Source organism: Martinezella sp. CNPSo 3957, from assembly GCF_057784395.1.
Genome location: NZ_JBXSOU010000001.1, coordinates 1005901 through 1025552, shown reverse-complemented (window position 1 = coordinate 1025552; position 19652 = coordinate 1005901). Strand labels below are relative to the sequence as shown.

Sequence of the window (19652 nt, the reverse complement as noted above, 5' to 3'; positions counted from 1 at the left end):
CAAAGGTGGGCCGCCGCAAGGTAGGCCTTCCTCAGGCGGCGCGAAGCCCCGCCACGTCCGTTTCTTCCGGTGCCACCCAAGGTTGGCCGGCCTCCGCATAGCCTGTCAGGCGCAGGATCACATGACCCTTGCAATCGGCCCACAGCGTGGCCGGCAGCACGAGATGACCATTGGTCCACGACCAGTTGCAACCTGCAGCGAGCTCTTCGGGATGCAGGCCGACGAGACCGTCCAATGCAACGTCATGATCGGTCTTGAGGCCATCGAAGATACGCAGGCTCTCAAACCGCACGCCGAGCGCACGAACCTCGCGGCCGGGAGAAAAGGTCCGCGACACCAGGCTCGCCGTCTTGGCAGAAGCCGGGAAGATGAACCGGGCAAGGTCGCCGTCGATCTGCCCCTCCACGCGTTTGCCGTCAACCAGCATGTGCAGGTCCATATCCGCAGCCCGGCTCCAGCCGAGTGATTCGGCCCGCGCGATCAAGCGCTCGCGCATCGCCTCGACGAGGACACCGCGGTCGACGAAGGGACGGGCATAGCGGGTCAGGCTCTCGGCCACACGCTGAGCGGCGTCGACCTCGACAAGGCGACCATAAGCCTTGCCGAAGAAAGCGCGATTGCCTACTTCCATGTAGCTCTCGCAGCCCAGGCCCTCGGCCATCAGCACATCATGGCTTTCCAACTCCACATGCCAATATGTGACCTCGGGCCACTCCTCGCGGACGATCGTCGCGCCATTGGCCAGCTCGCCGACCGGCACGAACACTTCGCCCATCAAGTCCACGCACACCGCATGGCCGCCGGACAGCAGCAGATCGCGAGCGGGCAGGTTATCGCCGAAGGCGCCGGCACGAACCCGGACCGGCCACTCGTTGCGCACCGGCCGCTCGACCCGCTTGTTGCCGATCCAAATTATCGGACGGGCTTCGCCGGTCGCCGTGATCGCCAGATCGCCAACCCTCAGATCTTCGACGGCGACCTCGCCGCGCGCGGTGAGGATACGCGTTCCGGAAACGAAGCAGGGTGTTGCCACCGGAGTAATGTCTATCGCCGCGCCATTCGCAGTGATTGTCAGCGGACCCGCCTGGCCGGCTGTGAAAGTGCCGGTCGTGAAACTGGTGCCAGCAACGCTGACATTTCCGAGCGGATTGTTGCTGCTGTCGAAAAGGCTGATCGTCTGGGAGCCGCCGCTCGAAGTGATGGTGTAGTGATCGACCGATCCGGCCAGCCCCTGGAATTCGATCTTGTCCGTCGCGGCATCGAAACTATTGATGGTCGTCGACGAAAGATCGAGAACCGCCCCACCGGCGTTCGCGACGAACGTGCCGCCGCCAGCGCCGAAGTTGATGGTCGTGCCGTTCAGCGCGCTCACCAAGGCCGTTCCGTTGGTGAACGTGCCGCCATTCTCGATATCGACAGTCAAGCCGCTCAGCGCTCCGAGGACCGAGCCGCCGGCAGCGGTGGCGGTGCCGCCGTCAACGATGACGGTCATGCTGCTCAGGGCGCTAATACCCGAATTGATAGTGGCGTTGCCGCCCACATAGACCGTGGACGAGCCTAATAGCGCAGCGGTAATGTTGACGGTTGCCGTCGCGCCGGGGGCCACGACATAGTTGGTGTTTCCGAGAACCGATAGGATGGACAGCGAACTGGTGCCATTAACCGGCGTCGCGACATTGCCTGGCGCGATATTGGTTACCGTTGTTGTCGTAGCGTCAGGGTTGGTGATGGTGAGGTCGTAATTTGCACCTATCCCAAGTGGGCCACCAGGGTTGTAGGTCAGATTATACTGTACGCCACTCGCAGTGGTGGCACTATAATTGCCTTCCGCCATGTTTCTTGCTCCGTTGAAATAAACGAGTTCAGAACTAGTCTATGCTGACCCTCATCGCGTAGGACGATGGAGCTTCGGTTCGCCCTTCGCACATCTCCTTCAACGCCGTAGCACGAGGAACTCCAGAGCATGCAAAGACCATTGGCACTTTTGTCCAGGCAATCCCGCCCCTGCCACACCATTCCCGTCATGACAGTATAAAACGCGACAAAATCTTTATGATCATAGTCTAATAGAGGTATTTTCTGATTTTCTCCGAAGCGTAGTCGACTTTCCAACGCGGAATCACACGCACCATAGCCTCTGGTTGTGAGATGGGTGCAGCGTCTCGGGGTACCTCGCTTACCGCTTAAAGGCTGCCGATGGATCGTTCGCCAGCTTTTCTCGGATCAATAACCGATTGTTTCCCAATGCGCTTTTGTGGATGGCTCGCTCCGGCCGCCGCTGGCGTGACCCGCCCGAGCATCCGGACGGCTGGCGTTCTGCAAGGGGACGCTCTTATCGCTGGATCAACGTGAGCGTGCTGGACGATATGCTTGCGGCGCTTGCTCGTGAAGCAGATCTCGAATGGCTGATGATCGATTCGACCATCGTTTGTACCCATCAACACGCCGCCGGACGCACACAAAGTCAAAGGGGGACGGATGCCGGGGCCTGGGGCGATCTCGGGGCGGGCTGACCACCAGAAAGCGGGAACTGAACTCGTCATCCTGGGATCGGAAAACTAAGCGAGCCTACGACACTGGACTTATAAGGAGCGCAGCCGCATTGAGCGCTTCTTCAACAAGCTCAAACAGTTCCGTCGCGTGGCAACCGCTACGATAAGTTGCCGCAAACTTCATGGCTTCTCAAACTCGTTGCTATCGCCATATGGCTTAAATAGTTAAATCGTCTCCACCGCCTAGTAAATAGGACGAAACAGCATCGTCTTATCGCGTTATTCTTCTTTCAGGATGCTTCAGCCTCGCGGACGCGATAGCCCATTTCTTCCGCCCGCCTTTCAATAGACATACGGGCTTGCTGGAGCACTCTGCCGGCATAGACTGGTGGATAGCACCAGTCATTCCAGGTGCGCGTTGCCGTGCCTGCAAAGGAACCGAAGCGCAATACCCCAGGCTCAAGGAAGGACATACGACCACCAAGAGCGAGATATGTCTCGGTCTGTGCGCCTTCGGCAAGAATGATCGAATGCTGTTCGAGCTCGATATGGTAATACTCGAACGGCACCAAAGTCGTCTCCTGCGTGATCGTCGTACCGTTGAGGAGGAATTTTGCTGGAATCAACGATTCCTCCAGAAACATGCAACGGTCCGGCGAAACGTAAAGATCCCGGTAAGGGACGTTTTCGGCAAGGGCGCCCGCCTGTATGCGAACGGGAAGGGTATCGCGTGGCTTATCGATCGCCTTCGGATCAATCCGACGCCGTCCGACCCATCTGATTTCCGCAACGCCTTTGTGGGTGACCACAAGATCGCCCGCCCGTAAGTCCTCGACCGGAGTATCTCCCTCGGGTGTGCGAATGAGTGTGCCACGCAGGAAGCAGCTCGTAAAAGTCAGGCTGTCTGTGTTGGCATCGTAGGTGTAGGTGACACCCACAGGGATGGTATAGGAGCCGAACGGTATCGCGTTCAACAAACCACCGAAGAAGGTGATAGTATTCCCTGCTTGAGAGACGACGTTCGAGCCTACCACCTCGATCCTGTCTCCCGATTGAACGTTTACGACGTTCGGCGGGGCCGAGAGGCTCAAATTGATGCCGCCTGGATCGTAGGCGAACAGCCCACTGCCGTTTGCATCGGCAAAATCCACGGTAGCTCCGTTTAAAAGGTCAACAGTAGGCAGGCCCACATCCGCCGTAATACTCGAATTGGAACCTATCGCATAAGTATAGGTCGAAGCGGCCCCGACATTTGCGAGGCCGGCATTGATCGTCACATTCGCACCACCGATCGCTTTGATCGTTGTATTTGAAGCCGCGCCGATGCCGACGATGCTACTGATCTCGACATCAACGCCGTCAACAATCATCGTGCCGTTGGCAACAAGATTAAGTTGGATGCTATCCGAGGGAGTGCCTGCATTGCTACTATCAATCCTGGTCGTGCCGTTGTTAATTAGGTCGATGCCAATCAAAGCCATGTTATTATCCTCTCCGACAGATTAACATGTTGTCTTTCAAGGCAAAGCTGTCGTCAGAACTTGTAGTTCAGACCCACCCGAACGGCATGAAAATCAAGGCTGCCTTTTGTGTTGAGGGCATCTCCCCCAAATTTGCTGCTGCCAAAATCGACATACTGATATTCGAGTTTTGCCGTCACATGATCGGTGAAGGCGTGTTCGACACCGGCGCCGACAGTCCAGCCGGCCTTTGTCTTGTCATCGTCGAAGCCGACGCCAGCCAATGCACCCTTATAGTTGACATGCCCATAGGCGAGACCGCCGGTGCCGTAGAACAAGGTATTGTCATAGGCGTAACCGATGCGAGGACGGACAGTGCCGTACCAGTCGATCTTTGAAGATGCGCTCGCGATATCGCTTCTGAAGGAATCGCTGATGTCAGCACCCTGGAAATCAGCTTCAAGGCCGACTACCCAGTTCGGGTCAAACTGATAATTATAGCCGATCTGGCCACCACCGAGAAAACCGGATCCCTCAAGCTTGCCATACCTGCCAAGATAATCTCCGAACGAATGGAAACCGACATTGTCGTTGCCGCCGAAACCGCCGCCGGCGTTCAGACCCACATAGAAGCCGGTCCACGAAAATACCGGCGCCGCTTCGACAGGGGCTTGAGGCGGCGTGGAAACCGCAAGGTCTGCTGCATAAACGGTACTCCCCGCAACCGCCGCCATCAGAAAAACGGTGGATCCCAAAAACTTGCGCATTCGAAAATTCTCCTTAAAGGAATTCACGAGATTCAACATGTAACTTGTGAAAGTTCACGTTGAAGCCATAATATCGACGCGATTATAGCTGTAAATACGTAATTGCTAATAAATATTTTTATAAACTATACATTATTTGTATAACGCTGTCGCAATATGTATTGAGGTAATGGCGATTCTATACTGTTGGATCACCCAAATACTCCGGAATCTACCGTTGCCGATCAACACGGTTTAGAATCGGAAGGCCGGCTTCGCGTCGCTGCATGCGAATAACTTGTTTCGTCGGCAAAAGGCCGCCGTCAATTTCCGGTGACGTAATTGGATGCAGCCTGTCGCTTTCGATATAGACAGTCTACGCGCTGTTCTGCACGTTTCGAGCGCTACCGCAGATATCAATCTGCTGCGCCGGGAGGCCTGACGGGGCGGACCCTTTGAAGGAACGTCTGGCCTCCCAACTGCGCGCAATGCCCTGCCCCAACATCCCTTTCGGAAAGAACCTGCCGGCAGTGCATGCGCGAAAGCAGACGTATATGGTCTGTGCTCGCAATAGCATTCAAACGGGAGAAGAACTGGCGGCATCTCGGGCTGCAGCATTGCGAGACAGGTGGCGTGTCGGGCGTTAGGTATCGGCTTACTTTAAAACCGGCTTTCCAACGTCAGACGCAATCGGACCTCTGCTGTCGCTTTGCGTATGGACGACAGGACGGTGAAAAGCCACATCTTTGGAGCTATCGCAACCGCCAATTTGCGATGGACGGGAGGCCCGGCCGCCTTGCTTCAAGCACCGGTCGGGCCTCCTCGTTTGCACCATGCGTGGCTCACCATGCAGTTGCGTCTTTTCTCGCACACGCTGTAGCGCTTTGGGATTTCAGAGGACGGGAAGGTTAACAGACCGGCCTTTAATCGCCGGAGGTAACAACGCGTATACTCACCGCATCCGCTGCCTTCAGGAAAGCAGAGCGAACCTGTTCAGGCGAGGCTCTGCCTTTGACGCCGTCGATACAGGCTTGCAGCGCTTCTTCGAAGGCATCCCCGCTGCGGATCGGCCATTGCGTGGTAAGATACTCGATCGCCTGGCCAATTGAAGCGATGAATTGAAGCTCGCCGCCATCAGGCGGTGCAATGCCGATAGGCGCGAATGCCAGCTCTTCTGGATCGTTGGAGGCGTCAAATGGCGGCGCCTGATCTTGATCCCCGGCGTTTTCGGATTTCGCGTGTCGCCGTCTCGTCACGAGCGTGGCGAGCAATGTCATGTCCCGAGCGATCTGGTCCAGGGCTGCTAGTTTGTCCTCTTTAGCTGGCGCCCGATCCAAACTACTCCCTTCAGCTTGCGTTCGCTCCTGGGGTATTGGCGGGCGGTCATCCGCCTTCGTCTGAGGACTGGGAACTTCAACAGGGATTGAATTAACGAGCTGCTCACCATGATCGAGGTCGGCGCCGCCATTCTCATCATTCCGCCGCATGCTGTACGTCCCAATGAGCGCCATCGAATACATCTCACTTACGGCTGGCGTGCCGTATCATGCTGCTTCGATAAAAGTACGACTAATAAAACGTATTTGATTGGTACAGGTTAAAGCTTTGAAACGATTTTGACCAGTATCGCGACAGGAAAAAGAGCGAATACTCATAAAATCATACGAATATTGGCTTATTTTCGATGTATAATTATGGGAGTTTTCGCTTAAAAAGCCGATAGACATGCGTGAGCGCGACAGGCGCTCTTCGGAAGTCGTCACGCCGACCCGGTGCATGTCGCGTCAAGATCTGCGGTGTTTTGCGACGAAAAAAGCCGTCGGAACGTTGAAGGGGCGCACCGAAGTGCGCCGCCTGCTCAGACGATGAAGAAAGTCGATGGCGGAACCTGTAATGCGGTGGCAATACGGCGAAGTTTTGCCGGATCGGCCTCGGCTCCAGCCTCGATTTCAATGATTTCCTCACTGGTGAGGCCGCAGGTTTCCGAGAGGTCGTCAACGGTGTAGCCGATGGCTTCACGCGCCTGCCGCACGGCAGCAGCGATCTCACCATCAGGAACGGTAGAAACCTTTGAACTATCGATATTATTCGGAGTAATGGACATGAAATTTCTCCTTCCAAAGTCCGCCGGCCAAATCGTTGCCGGGTGAAGGCAGCTATTGCAGCCATGAGGCAAATCGGCCCAAACAAAAGCGGCCGAACGCTGCGTCAATATAGGCATCAATGCGGCGAGGGCAAGCACGCAGGCGCATAGCAGCCAATCGCTTGGCTCTCAGCTCATTTCGAAATTTAATATTCTGTGATGGCGACGACACGTCAGGGTTACAGAAGAACGAACTCTGCTGCGCGTCGTCTTGAGACGGTTGCCGCCGCCCGGCTGCGAACGCCACCTGCAACGATGACGATCACTTCCGGCCTTTTGCCTTGCGCACCTTGCGCTCAGCCGCAAGTAAAAGTCCCTTGAGTTCCGGTTCACGCACACGGTTGGCTGCTTCGACGAAGGAAACCCACTCGACACGGCGCTGGCCTCGCTCCGGGAAGTCCTGAAAGGTCTGCTCAACCTCAAGCAGATGCAATCCGACAATGCAGGGAACGCGATTACCGTCGGCAAGCTGCTTTAAATAGGTGAAATAGCCGAACGGCTTTTTCTTAACCTTGCCGCGTACGCCGGCTTCTTCGTAAGCCTCGATGGCAGCAACTTCATGCGGCTTCTTGCCCTTGATCGGCCAGCCCTTGGGCACGACCCATCGGCCGCTTTCCCGGCTGGTGACGACGAGCATCTCGGCTTCATCGCAGTCGGGCGTCTTCCTGTAGCAGATGGCGGCATATTGCTCATGGACCTGGCCGTGCAGCAACTCGTCCGCATGAGAGGCAAGTTCGGACAGAAAGCTCTCCGACCGTCGCAAGGCTTTTTGCTGCGCTGAGAGTGAGGAGGCCATGTGCGCTACTCGCGACATGGTCGATCGACGCACATGTTCCTCGAAGCTGGCTGGCTTGTGCTCACAAAAATCGTCTGTGACACGCTGCCCTCCTGTCCGCTTGGGTTTCGTCGAAATTCACAACTGTCAGTATGATGCTGTGAGCTGTTGCAGTGACAGTTTTATGAAGGCGGCTGTTGATGATGCGAGGGGCAGCAGCCATCTGGCGGTGCTACACGAAACTGTGATCAAACGGCACGGAAGTGGAAAAACGGCCCTCGAAAGGGCCGTTTCATCCTTGGGAGGATGATGCGAAGTTTACTCGGCCGCCTGCAGGGCAGGCACCTCGATCTCTTCGCTCAATTGCCCCGCCATGGCGGCGGCAAACTTGGTCTGGTCGAGTTCATTTTCCCAGCGGGCGACGACGACCGTGGCTACCGCATTGCCGACGAAGTTCGTCAGTGCACGGCATTCGGACATGAAGCGGTCGATGCCGAGGATCAGCGCCATGCCGGCGATCGGAACCGACGGTACGACAGCAAGGGTAGCAGCAAGCGTGATGAAGCCTGCACCGGTGATGCCAGCAGCACCCTTGGAGCTCAACATCGCGACGAGCAGCAGCAAGATCTGGTCGCCGAAGGTCAGCGGCGTATCGGTTGCCTGAGCGATGAACAGCGCCGCCAGCGTCATATAGATATTGGTGCCATCCAGGTTGAAGGAGTAGCCCGTGGGGATGACGAGGCCGACGACGGAGCGTTTGCAGCCGGCACGCTCCATCTTGTTCATCAGGCCCGGCAATGCAGCTTCGGACGACGAGGTGCCGAGAACGAGCAGCAGCTCTTCCTTGATGTAGCGGATCAGCGCCAGGATCGAGAAGCCGTTATAGCGGGCAACGGCGCCGAGCACGACGAGCACGAACAGCAGCGACGTGGCGTAGAAGGTGCCGATCAGGAAGGCCAGATTGGCGATCGTGCCGATACCATATTTGCCGATGGTAAACGCCATGGCGCCGAAGGCACCGATGGGAGCGAACTTCATCAGCAGGGCAACCATGCGGAAGATCGGCGTGGTCAATGCCTGCAGGAAATCCGTCACCGGACGGCCACGTTCGCCGGCAGCGCCAAGCGCAATGCCGAAGACGACCGAGAAGAACAGCACCTGGAGAATATCGCCCTTGGCGAAAGCGCCGACGATGGTATCCGGAATGATGTTCATCAGGAAGCCGACGACCGACGCATCATGGGCCTGTGCCGCATAATTGTTGACGGCCTTCGTATCCAGCGTCGCCGGATTGATGTGCATGCCGGCACCCGGCTGCACGACGTTGGCAATGATGAGACCGACGATCAGCGCCAAAGTCGAGAAGGTCAGGAAGTAGATGAACGACTTGCCGACGACACGACCGAATTTCTTCAAGTCCGACATGCCGGCGATGCCGGTCGTGACCGTCAGGAAGATGACCGGCGCGATGACCATGCGCACCAGCTTGATGAAGGCGTCGCCCAGCGGCTGCAGCGATGTACCGAGCTGCGGATAATAGTGACCAAGCAGGATGCCGGCAGCGATGGCGGTGAGAACCTGCACATAGAGATGCCGGTAGAAGGGAACTTTGGCGCGCGTTTCCGCGGCAGCGATGGGAGCAATCATGATGTCCTCCGTTAAGCCCAACCGATCTCTCGGCCCTCCGGGCGACGACTAGAATTCAACAGCCTCCGACTGTTTCATCATTTATTGCAATGACCGTGCCAAATGCGCGTCATGATTTTAACACATTGCTTTTGTTGAGTTTTAATTTCCGGCGCGGATCCAAGATCATCGATCTGTGCGACTATTCGCACAGATCGAATTGCGGCGCGCGCGAAATCATGCACAATACGGCAATGCTGCAGCGCCCGGCCAACGAACGATTTCTAACGCCCGAGCAACTGGGCCGGCGCTCACGCCGGGTCTGGCTCGTGTTTGCGTTTCTAAGTGCGGCTGTCATTGCGGCTGGTCTTTATGGCGCGAATTTCTATGGTCGGCTCTCGGCAATAGAAACGCTGCAGAGGCAGGGGCACACGGATGCGAACCTCAAGGTTGCCCTGCTGCGCGCAGTCCTCGAACGTCCGCGCGCCCTGCCGCTCTTGCTGGCCGACGATCAGCAGGTGCGAGATGCGCTCGCCGAGAAGCACATCGACGATGTTGTCGCCCTGGACCGTAAGCTCGAAAGTCTCGTCTCCGGCACCAGCGCATCCGTCCTTTACGTCACCGGCAAGGACGGCGTTGCCATGGCTTCCAGCAACTGGCGCGAGCCCTTGAGTTTCGTCGGCAACGACTATTCCTTTCGTGACTACTTCCGCAAAGCCATGGAAGCGGGAACCGCCGAACATTATGCGCTCGGCACGGTCAGCAATCGCCCTGGCCTCTACATTTCCCGGCGTGTCGGCGATGTCGGCTCTGCGCTCGGTGTCGTTGTGGTGAAGATGGAGTTCGATCAGCTGGAGGCTGACTGGAGCGAGACCGGCCGTCCCGCTTACGTGACCGACGAACGCGGTGTCGTGCTCATCACCAGCCTGCCCTCATGGCGCTTCATGACGACTGCTCCCCTTGCGCGCGAGGAAGCCGACGCGATTCGAAAAAGCCTGCAATTCGGCGCAGCACCGCTTTCACCGCTTCCCGTCAGTCATCCCGAAAAAGTTGGTCCGGATGCAACCATCGTGCGCGCCGTTCTGCCCGGAAGCAGCGCTGCCGAATATTTGCAGCTGACCGTTGCGGTTCCATCGACGCCCTGGCAGCTCGGCTATCTGATCCCGACCGATCAGGCGATCGCTTCATCCGTGCGCGAGACGCGCTTCCTTACCTTGACCGTTCTTCTGCCGATCCTCGCATTCGCTGCTTTCCTGCTGCGACGCCGCGACGTATCGGCCATGCAGATCGCCGTCAGCCGGATCGCGCGTGAAGAATTGGAGCGCCGGGTTCTTGAGCGCACGGAGGACTTAAGCCAGGCCCGCGATCGGCTGGAGGCGGAAATTGCAGACCACCGTGCGACGGAAGCCAAGCTGCAGGGTGTGCAGCAGGATCTCGTGCAGGCCAATCGCCTTGCCATCCTGGGTCAGGTCGCCGCCGGCGTAGCCCATGAAATCAATCAGCCGGTGGCGACGATCCGTGCCTATGCTGAGAATGCCAATGTCTTCCTTGATCGGCAGCAGACGGAGCCGGTGAAGGAAAATCTTTCGGCGATCGCGGCGTTGACGGAGCGTATCGGCACGATCACCGAAGAACTGAAGGCCTTTGCCCGCAAGGGAAGGACTGCACCGGAGCCGGTTGATCTCAGAAGCGTGATAGAGGGGGCCGTGGTCCTGCTGAGGAGCCGTTTTGCCGGTCGGCTGGATGCGCTGAAGATCGAGTTGCCGCCAACGGGGCTCGGCGTTGTGGGGACCCGCATCCGCCTGGAACAAGTGCTGATCAATCTCTTTCAGAATGCTCTGGAGGCCCTGGAAGGTCGCGACGAGGCCAAGGTGGAGGTGTCGGTGCATGAAACTTCAGAGGAGGTCGAGATTGTGGTTTCTGACAACGGCCCCGGCATTCCCGCGGCGATCCTCGACTCGCTGTTTACACCCTTCAACACGTCCAAGGAAAAAGGCCTCGGCCTTGGTCTCGTCATTTCAAAGGATATCGTCGTCGATTATGGCGGCCGGATCGATGTCGAGAGCAATGACAGCGGCACACGCTTCACCGTCCATTTGCGCAAGGCCACACCATGAGTGAGAGTTCCCCCGTTTTCCTGATCGACGACGATAGGGATCTGTTGAGAGCGACGAAACAGACGCTTGAACTGGCTGGCTTTGCCGTCTCCGCCTTTTCTGCGGCAAGCGAAGCGCTCCATGCTCTCAGAGCCGATTTTGCCGGTGTCGTTGTCTCCGATATCCGCATGCCGCAGATGGACGGGCAGCAGCTCTTCGCTCGCATCAAGGCGCTCGACGCCGATCTGCCGGTCATTCTGGTGACGGGTCATGGCGATATTCCGATGGCGGTTCAGGCGATCCAGGATGGCGCTTATGATTTCATCGCGAAGCCCTTCGCCACAGATCGATTGGTGCAGAGCGTGCGACGTGCGGCCGAGAAGCGGCGGCTCGTTCTGGAGAACCGCGCTTTGCGGCAGGCGGCGGAGCAGGCGCAGGGCGATCTGCCGCTGATCGGACAGACTCCCGCCATCGAGCGGCTGCGCCATACATTGCGGCAGATCGCCGATACGGATGTCGATGTGCTTGTCACGGGAGAGACTGGCAGCGGCAAGGAAGTGGTGGCGAGCCTGCTGCATCGGTGGAGCCGGCGAGCGAAGGGCAATTTCGTCGCGCTGAACTGCGGTGCCCTGCCCGAAACCGTGATCGAGAGCGAGCTTTTCGGCCACGAACCGGGCGCTTTTACTGGCGCCCAGAAGAAGCGCGTTGGGCGCATCGAACATTCAAGCGCCGGCACCCTGTTTCTCGACGAGATCGAAAGCATGCCGCCGGCAATTCAGGTGCAAATGCTGCGCGTGCTGGAAATGCGCGAGGTGACGCCACTCGGCACCAATGAAGTCCGCCCCGTCGATCTTCGCGTCGTTGCGGCGGCGAAGGTCGATCTCGGCGATCCCCGCCAGCGCGGCGATTTTCGCGAGGATCTCTATTATCGCCTCAACGTTGTCACGCTTTCCATTCCGCCATTGCGTGAACGGCGCGATGACATTCCCCTGCTCTTCGGCCATTTCGCCGATCGTGCCGCCAATCGCTTCAACCGCGAGGTGCCGGCCATGTCCACAACAGTGCGCCGCCATCTGCGGGAGCACGACTGGCCGGGCAATGTTCGCGAACTCTCGCATTTTGCCGAGCGCTTCGTGCTCGGCCTCGAATCTACGGCAGCAGCAAAATCTGACGAAGCGCCGACGGCGGATGAAGGCCTGCCGCTGCCCGCTCGGGTAGAGCGCTACGAAGCCGAACTCATCCGCGAAACCCTGTCGCAGAACAATGGAGATGTGCGCCGTACCATCGAAGCGCTCGGCATTCCAAGAAAGACCTTCTACGACAAGCTGCAGCGACACGGCATCGTCAGAGGCGATTTTGCCGGCTTTGACGGGGATGATCGCCGAGGCTCATGATCCGCTGCCGATCGGCGGATCATGCCAATCGAAGCGGGTTGGCGCGACGCGCTTCAGGCGCTGCGGCGCATTTCCTTGGCATTGGAACCGTCGCTTAGTCGGGTCGCTGCCTCGGCGGTGCGATCCAGAACCAGCATAGCTTGGGCGACCACCGCCGCAAGCGCTTCATCGCTCCTGGAAGCGGCCACGACCAGCGGCGCGCTCAGGCAAATTCTAAGAGCACTTGCCGGTACGTCACCAAAATCGGCACAGCGAACGGGCTGGCCGAGACGCACCAAGGCAACTCCATCGCCTTCGACGGCCAGCTCCTTGTAGACCGCCACCATTTCCGCTGCAGTCAGCATGGCGCCATCTGTGCAATTGCGCAGGTAAAACGAAAAGATGGAGGGAATTTCATCCCAGCGAAGAGCCGATGATGCGCCCCACAGCTCACGCCGCTCCAACGGCCGGCTCTGCAAAGGCTCGAATGCCGGATCGTTCGCAAGACGATCGGAGACTGCGTCTGCAAAGGCGGACAAAACCGTGACTACACGGGCTTCAGGAATATCGAGGAAGCATCCGAGTTCGAACAGCGCGGCTTTCCAGCGTAGCAGGAGGCCGAGATTGGCGCGGTCCGGCAAGATATTGCGAGCCGCCCAGCCTTCTGGCCACTCCGCCCTCCCGCAATAGTCGGCCAAGGCTTCGGGCAGAGTGCGCGATTTGAAGCGTTCCGACATTTCTGGCGGGCACAGAAGCGCGCCGCTGAAAATCGGTCCGGCGAGGAATTTCGAACCCGTCAGCGCGACCATGAAACCATGGGCGAGATAGGCGCGGATCGTTGCCGCTGACAAGCGAAACTGGCAGGCATCGATCATGATATCCAGCACGGTGCCGAAACGCTCCTTCAGACGCATGACGGTCTCAAGGCTCGGCGCCAGCAGGCTGGTCTTCGATACGTCTGTTACAACGAGAAGGCACCTGAGGCCGGCTGCGCGCGCAAGCTCGATGAGGCCGCGCAGCTCCTCTTCCACCTCGCTATCGGCGCGAAGCGAACCATCCTTGCTGCGCACGGCAATGGTGGCGTTGCGTGTTGCGTCCCCTGGCCGCAATTCTTCGCCCTTGGCGACGGACCGTGCGCTGCTGACGCGGCTCATGAAATGCCGCCCGGCCGACGCCATCATGACGCCGCTGCCCGTTTCGTTCCCCATCAGCGTGATGGTCATCAGGGCACGTTGATCCTCGCCCGCCAGCAGTGCTGCCGAAAAGAGATGAATGTCCGTGCCCGATGTGGCCAGGATCGCATCGATCCAGGGTGCCGACGCTTGGTTGAGGCCGAGCAAGCGCAATAGATCCTCCCGCACGCGCCCGATTTCGCGATCGTAGACAGCCGTCGGCGAGCCTGTCTCCATCTCCCGCCTCAGATCCGCGGAAAAGGATTCGACCGCGGCAAAGGCGGCGGCGGATATGGTCGATGCCGTCGACGAGCCGAAAGCGAGATCTTCGGGCCGGGGCGCCGGACCATAGCCATACATGTTGAGGCCAGTGAGCGGATCGCAATCCAGCCGTTCATCGCCACCCGACACCAGGTGTTTCAGCAGCGCATCCCTCGCCTCGCTCTGTTGCTTCGACAACGCACCCGTAGTCGCATTTTTATCCAGGGTACGGTCGTCAGCAACTTGCTGCATGGAGAAGCATTCCTCTTTCGCCAATGTCGATACGCTTTGCAGAATCGCGCTGCGGTCTACGCCGAGCGGGGGAGCCTCGGCAGCCGAACATTACGCTTCACAAGATGGAGCGAGGCTGACTTGCTAGGCCGGCAGCGCCAACAGTAAGAGCAATAAAAAAGCTCGCGATCCGGAGGGTCGCGAGCTCATTTCTGCAAAGCGAATTGTCGGGTCAGCCGGCAGCTTCCAGCTTATCCTGCGTCTTCGTCTCGAAGTCGCTGGCATCGTGGCGCTCACGCAGCTGCTCGGATGGATCGCCCGACATGCGGTTGACCATGCGGCCGCGCTTGACGGCAGGACGCGAGTAGATTTGCTCGGCCCAGCGCTGCACGTTCTTGTAGTCCTGCACCTGCAGGAACTCGGCCGCACCGTACTGCCACCCCTTGGCCAAACCGCCGTACCACGGCCAGATGGCGATATCGGCGATCGTATAGTCGCTGCCGGCGATATATTCGCTTTCAGCCAGACGGCGGTCTAACACGTCGAGCTGGCGCTTCACCTCCATGGCAAAGCGATCGATCGCATATTCGATCTTCGTCGGCGCATAGGCGTAGAAGTGACCGAAACCGCCGCCGAGATAGGGAGCGCTGCCCATCTGCCAGAACAGCCAGGAGAGGCATTCGGCACGCGCTGGCTGCTCGCTCGGCAGGAAGGCGCCGAATTTTTCGGCGAGATACATCAAAATCGAGGCCGATTCGAAAACGCGAACCGGCTTCGGGCCACTGCGGTCGAGCAAAGCCGGGATCTTCGAATTCGGATTGACGTCGACGAAGCCGCTGCCGAACTGATCGCCCTCACCGATCTTGATCAGCCAGGCATCATATTCCGCGCCACTATGACCAAGAGCCAGCAGCTCTTCGAGCATTATGGTGACTTTCACGCCGTTAGGCGTTCCAAGCGAATAGAGCTGAAGGGGATGGCGCCCAACAGGCAGTTCCTTCTCGTGAGTCGGGCCGGCAATCGGGCGATTGATATTGGCGAACTGGCCGCCATTGGCCTTGTTCCAGGTCCAGATTTTCGGCGGCGTATATTCGGCAGAACCGGTCATGGGCATCCTCCTTTTTCGGGAATCGAATTTGGGCGATCTTCGATGTAGCGCGCTACATAGATCGCACATAGGGGTCGCTCTTCATTTTTGCGAGAGGAGAATGCGCACTCTTTAACGCGGAAGCGCTCGTGCCGCCTGGGTTAGGCGCGGACTCTTCGACCGCGTTAGGCCATTGGCAAATGTCTGGAGGTTCATGAAACGAAAAAGCCTGCCGCGGGAGGAGGAGCGGCAGGCTTTTTACAAGAACCGAACAGCGGATGGGAGGAGGAGTTCCGCTATTCCTGCAGCCGTCCCTGGGAGGAGGATAAGGACGTCTGCCAAGCGAAGGGATGCGGGAGGAGATGCATCGCTTCGATGAAGACGAATATACCAGTCTCTTGCTCAGTTCATAGGCATTTCTTTGCAAGGCAGTTATGCGCCATGCGAAAACCGGGTAGCTGGGTCGATCGCAACCTTCAGGCGGCGCGGCTAAGAATGAGCGGGATGCCCATAAAGCAAAAGCGCCTGCTCGGGGGAACAGGCGCTGGCATAATGCAGCTTTATGAGGAGCCGCTGCGGCCGTTAGCGAGCGATCGCTGCGCGGGCAACGTTGCGGATTTCGCCGCGATCGATACCCAGGTCGTGCAGTTCGCGCGTGGACATACGGCCCAGTTCGGCGACCGTCTGACGATACTTGCGCCAGTTGTTGAAAGAGCGTGCTACGTTCATGATGATCCCCTTTCCTTGGGCTTTCGAAGCTGAGCTGCCGTGCTTGGCGCTCCCGTCGCTTCGATGAGAGATATATAGTCGAAACCCTCGGCTTTTTGCAGAGCTAAGGCATCACTGCACCTATGCATATATTGCATATGTCGCCGCAAAAGCAGGCGGTCGTCATCCTGTCGATCACGCCTGCCTTTGCGATTTGCTGATGACAGCGCCTCCTTTGTCTGCGAAAAGAAGAGAGATGAGAGACAGGGGCGTCCGCCATCCGGCGGGCTGAGAAGCACCCTTCGAACCTGAACCAGATCATGCTGGCGGAGGGAGTCGCTCGGGACCTCGCGAAGCTGAAGCACGTCGTCCCTACGCGTCTCGCCGCCCGAAAGGGGCGATATGCAAGACCAAATCACACCGGGTAATCTACTTCGCACCATGCGGGAAAGCCCTCCCCTGGTGCAATGCATCACCAATTTCGTCGCCATGAATATCGCGGCCAATGTGATGCTCGCCGCCGGCGCATCGCCGGCAATGGTCCATGCCGAAGAGGAGGCCGGCGAATTTGCCGCTATCTCCGGCGCGCTGACGATCAATATCGGCACGCTCTCGTCCGGCTGGCTTGCGGGCATGCTGAAAGCCGCACAGTCGGCAAACGAAGCGGGCAAGCCCTGGGTCCTCGATCCCGTCGCTCATTATGCGACCGCATTCCGTCGCGATGCCATCGCGCGCTTGCTGGAACTAAAGCCGGCAATCATTCGCGGCAACGCATCCGAGATCATCGCGCTTGCCGGCGGCACGAGCCGCGGCCAAGGCGTCGATAGCCGCGATGCCGTTGAGCAGGCGGAAGATTCCGCCCGTCAACTCGCGGAAAAGCACAGCTGCGTAGTGGCAGTCACAGGCGTTACGGATTTCGTCACCGATGGAGGGAAAGCGCGGCGCATTGCTGGAGGATCGCCGCTCATGCCGCAGGTGACGGCACTCGGCTGCTCCCTTACTTGCCTTGTCGGTGCGTTTGCGGCGGCAGCTCCAGATGATCCTTTCGATGCGACCATAGCGGCGCTTGCCGTCTTTGCCGTTGCCGGTGAACAGGCGGGAGCAATTGCAGATGGCCCAGGCTCCTTCTCCTGGCGCTTCCTCGATGCCCTCGCTGGCCTAACCCCTGAAACGCTGGATCGCGACGCAAGGATATCGGCAGCATGAAGCAAGACTTCGATCTATCGCTCTATCTCGTCCTCGATCCGCTGCTATGCCGTGATCTCGGCATGGTGGAGACGACGCGGGCGGCGGTGGCCGGTGGCGCTACCATCATCCAGCTTCGCGACAAGGAGGCTTCGACCGCCGCCATGATCGAGACCGGCCGCGCCCTCAAGCAAATCCTGCACGGAACGAATGTCCGGCTGATCGTCAACGACAATGTCGAGGCCGCCATCGCCATCGGCGCCGATGGCCTTCACATCGGCCAGGAAGATATGAATGCCGCCGACGCTCGCCGCGTGATCGGCCCGGACATGATCCTCGGCCTCTCGGTGGAGACGGAGGCCCTCGCCTCCGCCATCGATGCCCGGATTGTCGACTATGTCGGTGTCGGCCCGGTCTTCGCCACACCCACCAAGCCCGACCACAAGCAGCCGATCGGCTTCGACGGCCTTGCCCGCATTGTCAGGCTCTGCCCGGTTCCGTCAGTCGCGATCGGCGGCCTCAAGGCAGAGCATGCCGCAAACGTTTACTCGGCCGGGGCCGATGGTCTCGCGGTCGTCTCGGCCATATGCGGCCAACCGGACCCGCAAGCAGCGACAACCATCATCGCGAAAGCCATCAAGGAGGCTCGCCAATGATCCGTAATGTCTTATCCATCGCTGGCTCCGATCCCTCCGGCGGCGCTGGCATTCAGGCCGACCTGAAGGCTTTCTCCGCTCGCGGCGTTTATGGAATGGCGGCTCTGACTGCTTTGACGGCGCAGAACACGCAGGGCGTCTCCGGCGTCCATCCCGTGCCCCCGCATTTCGTGGCAGACCAGATCAATGCGATCTTTGCCGACGTCCGTGTGGATGCAGTCAAAATAGGCATGATCGCCAATGCCGCCATCGCCAATGCCGTCGCAGACATTCTGGCGCGACATCGCGATATACCCGTCGTTCTCGACCCGGTCATGATCGCCAAGGGTGGTGCCGCCCTGCTCGCTGCCGATGCCGTTGACGTGCTGACCACACGATTGTTGCCGCTTGCGACCGTCATTACCCCGAACCTGCCCGAAGCGGCTGCGCTGTTGCATGACGCGGAGGCGAAAAGCCGCGAAGACATGGCGCGCCAGGCGCGTGCGCTGGCAGCGCTCGGGCCTTCGGCTGTCCTCGTCAAGGGTGGTCACCTCGAGGAAGATGAAAGCCCGGATGTGCTCGCAAGCGGCGATCGTGTGACCTGGTTCGAAGCTGAACGGCTGCCGACCAAGAATACGCATGGAACGGGCTGCACGCTCTCCAGCGCCATCGCGGCCGAGATCGCCAAAGGCCTGCCGCTTGCCGAAGCCATTGCATCCGCCAAAGCCTATCTCGCTGCCGCGGTTGCCGCCGCAGGCCAGCTTTCCGTCGGAAGCGGCCATGGGCCTGTGCAGCATTTCCATGCGCTCTGGCCAAACGGACGAGGAGCAGAGAAATGAGCCTGTCACTCAAAGATCAGATTGTCATCGTTTCCGGTGCAGGACGCGGTCTCGGTGCTGCCATAGCGACGGCCTTCGCCCGGGAAGGTGCGAAAGTGGCGGTCAACTATCGCGCTAGCCGCGAGAGCGCAGAGGCGCTCGCAGCAGAGCTCGGCGATCATGCCAAGGCCTTTCAAGCCGATATTCGCGATCTCGAAGCCACCAAGCGGCTTGTCTTCGAGGTGACCGAGCATTTCGGAGCGCCCACGACCATCGTCCACAATGCGCTGGCTGATTTCAGCTTCAACGGTGACGCGCGTTCCAAGCTGGATGCCTTGAGCTGGGCGGAGATGGCCAAGCAGTTGGAAACCGCGCTGCAAGGCGCATTGAACCTGATACAAGCGGCGCGGCCGGCGATGGCGCAGGCAGGCTTTGGCCGGATCGTGACGATCGGCACCAATCTTTTCCAGAACCCTGTGGTGCCCTATCACGATTATACCGCCGCCAAGGCGGCATTGCTATCGCTGACCCGCACGGCTGCCGCCGAACTCGGCCCGCTGGGGATCACCGTCAACATGGTCTCCAGCGGTCTTCTGCGCACGACGGATGCTAGCAGCGCCACGCCGGAAGCCGTTTTCGACATCATTGCCGCGAACACGCCGCTGCGTCGCGTCACTACGCCCGAGGAGGCCGCCGACGCGGTTCTTCTCTTCGCAAGCCCCTGGGCACGGGCTGTTACAGGACAGAACCTGATCGTCGATGGCGGTCTAGTCTTCGGATAGTAGCTCCGCAACGAAAATGGCGCTGCCTTAGAGAGCAGCGCCATGTTTTGAGCTTCGCAGCA

General features: G+C 59.0%; 16 protein-coding genes, 2 pseudogenes and 1 riboswitch. Of the genes and pseudogenes, 8 read left to right on the top strand and 10 right to left on the bottom strand.

What is annotated here, in order from left to right; genetic code table 11:
* Window positions 1-31: 31 nt before the first annotated feature.
* Window positions 32-1834 carry a Hint domain-containing protein gene (locus tag AC13QE_RS04775; protein ID WP_488482792.1) on the bottom strand — a complete coding sequence of 601 codons (1803 nt, stop codon included), beginning with the start codon at window positions 1832-1834 and terminating at the stop codon, window positions 32-34.
* Window positions 1835-2219: 385 nt separating this feature from the next.
* Between AC13QE_RS04775 and AC13QE_RS04770 the strand changes: the two are divergent.
* Window positions 2220-2509 (top strand): annotated as a pseudogene (locus AC13QE_RS04770) (transposase family protein); the annotation flags it as partial.
* A gap of 36 nt (window positions 2510-2545) precedes the next feature.
* Window positions 2546-2717, top strand: a pseudogene (locus AC13QE_RS04765) (transposase); the annotation flags it as partial.
* Window positions 2718-2782: 65 nt separating this feature from the next.
* On the opposite strand, the gene AC13QE_RS04760 reads toward AC13QE_RS04765, so the two are convergent.
* From AC13QE_RS04760 to AC13QE_RS04735, 6 genes are all read right to left on the bottom strand, one after another.
* On the bottom strand, window positions 2783-3973 hold the full coding sequence (locus tag AC13QE_RS04760; RefSeq protein ID WP_488482791.1) for a Hint domain-containing protein: 1191 nt from the start codon (window positions 3971-3973) through the stop codon (window positions 2783-2785).
* A gap of 53 nt (window positions 3974-4026) precedes the next feature.
* On the bottom strand, window positions 4027-4719 hold the full coding sequence (locus tag AC13QE_RS04755) for an outer membrane protein (RefSeq protein ID WP_132718417.1): 693 nt from the start codon (window positions 4717-4719) through the stop codon (window positions 4027-4029).
* A gap of 902 nt (window positions 4720-5621) precedes the next feature.
* Window positions 5622-6185, bottom strand: coding sequence for a DUF982 domain-containing protein (locus AC13QE_RS04750; protein WP_488482790.1), 564 nt, complete (start codon window positions 6183-6185; stop codon window positions 5622-5624).
* Between the two features lie 371 nt (window positions 6186-6556).
* Window positions 6557-6802 carry a helix-turn-helix domain-containing protein gene (locus AC13QE_RS04745; protein WP_015343001.1) on the bottom strand — a complete coding sequence of 82 codons (246 nt, stop codon included), beginning with the start codon at window positions 6800-6802 and terminating at the stop codon, window positions 6557-6559.
* A gap of 301 nt (window positions 6803-7103) precedes the next feature.
* Window positions 7104-7637 (bottom strand): NUDIX hydrolase, encoded by a 534-nt coding sequence (locus tag AC13QE_RS04740; protein WP_132718411.1) that lies wholly within the window; start codon window positions 7635-7637, stop codon window positions 7104-7106.
* Between the two features lie 297 nt (window positions 7638-7934).
* Complete coding sequence (locus tag AC13QE_RS04735) at window positions 7935-9263, bottom strand: dicarboxylate/amino acid:cation symporter (protein ID WP_113231205.1); 1329 nt, start codon at window positions 9261-9263, stop codon at window positions 7935-7937.
* Window positions 9264-9481: 218 nt separating this feature from the next.
* Here AC13QE_RS04735 and AC13QE_RS04730 point away from each other — a divergent pair, with 218 nt between their 5' ends.
* Together AC13QE_RS04730 and AC13QE_RS04725 are read left to right on the top strand one after the other, a co-directional pair.
* Window positions 9482-11359 carry a sensor histidine kinase gene (locus AC13QE_RS04730; RefSeq protein WP_488482789.1) on the top strand — a complete coding sequence of 626 codons (1878 nt, stop codon included), beginning with the start codon at window positions 9482-9484 and terminating at the stop codon, window positions 11357-11359.
* A complete protein-coding gene (locus AC13QE_RS04725; protein WP_488482788.1) occupies window positions 11356-12732 on the top strand; it encodes a sigma-54-dependent transcriptional regulator in 1377 nt (458 codons plus the stop codon). Before AC13QE_RS04730 ends, AC13QE_RS04725 begins: the two co-directional genes overlap by 4 nt.
* 53 nt (window positions 12733-12785) lie before the next feature.
* Here the strand turns inward: AC13QE_RS04725 and AC13QE_RS04720 are convergent, their stop codons facing one another.
* From AC13QE_RS04720 to AC13QE_RS04710, 3 genes are all read right to left on the bottom strand, one after another.
* On the bottom strand, window positions 12786-14396 hold the full coding sequence (locus AC13QE_RS04720) for a hypothetical protein (protein ID WP_488482787.1): 1611 nt from the start codon (window positions 14394-14396) through the stop codon (window positions 12786-12788).
* A 211-nt stretch (window positions 14397-14607) separates the two neighbouring features.
* Window positions 14608-15483 carry a glutathione-dependent disulfide-bond oxidoreductase gene (yghU, locus tag AC13QE_RS04715; protein WP_488482786.1) on the bottom strand — a complete coding sequence of 292 codons (876 nt, stop codon included), beginning with the start codon at window positions 15481-15483 and terminating at the stop codon, window positions 14608-14610.
* 561 nt (window positions 15484-16044) lie between these two features.
* On the bottom strand, window positions 16045-16191 hold the full coding sequence (locus AC13QE_RS04710; protein ID WP_015342994.1) for a DUF1127 domain-containing protein: 147 nt from the start codon (window positions 16189-16191) through the stop codon (window positions 16045-16047).
* Between the two features lie 234 nt (window positions 16192-16425).
* Window positions 16426-16522: riboswitch (TPP riboswitch) on the top strand.
* Between the two features lie 50 nt (window positions 16523-16572).
* Between AC13QE_RS04710 and thiM the strand changes: the two genes are divergently transcribed.
* The 4 genes from thiM to AC13QE_RS04690 are packed head-to-tail and all read left to right on the top strand — an operon-like array spanning window position 16573 to window position 19590.
* Window positions 16573-17376, top strand: a complete 804-nt coding sequence (gene thiM, locus AC13QE_RS04705; RefSeq protein ID WP_488482785.1) for a hydroxyethylthiazole kinase — start codon at window positions 16573-16575, stop codon at window positions 17374-17376.
* Entirely contained in the window at window positions 17373-18011 is a 639-nt protein-coding gene (gene thiE, locus AC13QE_RS04700; protein ID WP_488482784.1) for a thiamine phosphate synthase, read from the top strand. Before thiM ends, thiE begins: the two co-directional genes overlap by 4 nt.
* Complete coding sequence (gene thiD, locus AC13QE_RS04695) at window positions 18008-18829, top strand: bifunctional hydroxymethylpyrimidine kinase/phosphomethylpyrimidine kinase (RefSeq protein WP_488482783.1); 822 nt, start codon at window positions 18008-18010, stop codon at window positions 18827-18829. The genes thiE and thiD overlap by 4 nt, the downstream gene beginning before the upstream one ends.
* Complete coding sequence (locus AC13QE_RS04690) at window positions 18826-19590, top strand: 3-oxoacyl-ACP reductase (protein WP_488482782.1); 765 nt, start codon at window positions 18826-18828, stop codon at window positions 19588-19590. The genes thiD and AC13QE_RS04690 overlap by 4 nt, the downstream gene beginning before the upstream one ends.
* The last annotated feature ends 62 nt before the right edge of the window (window positions 19591-19652 follow it).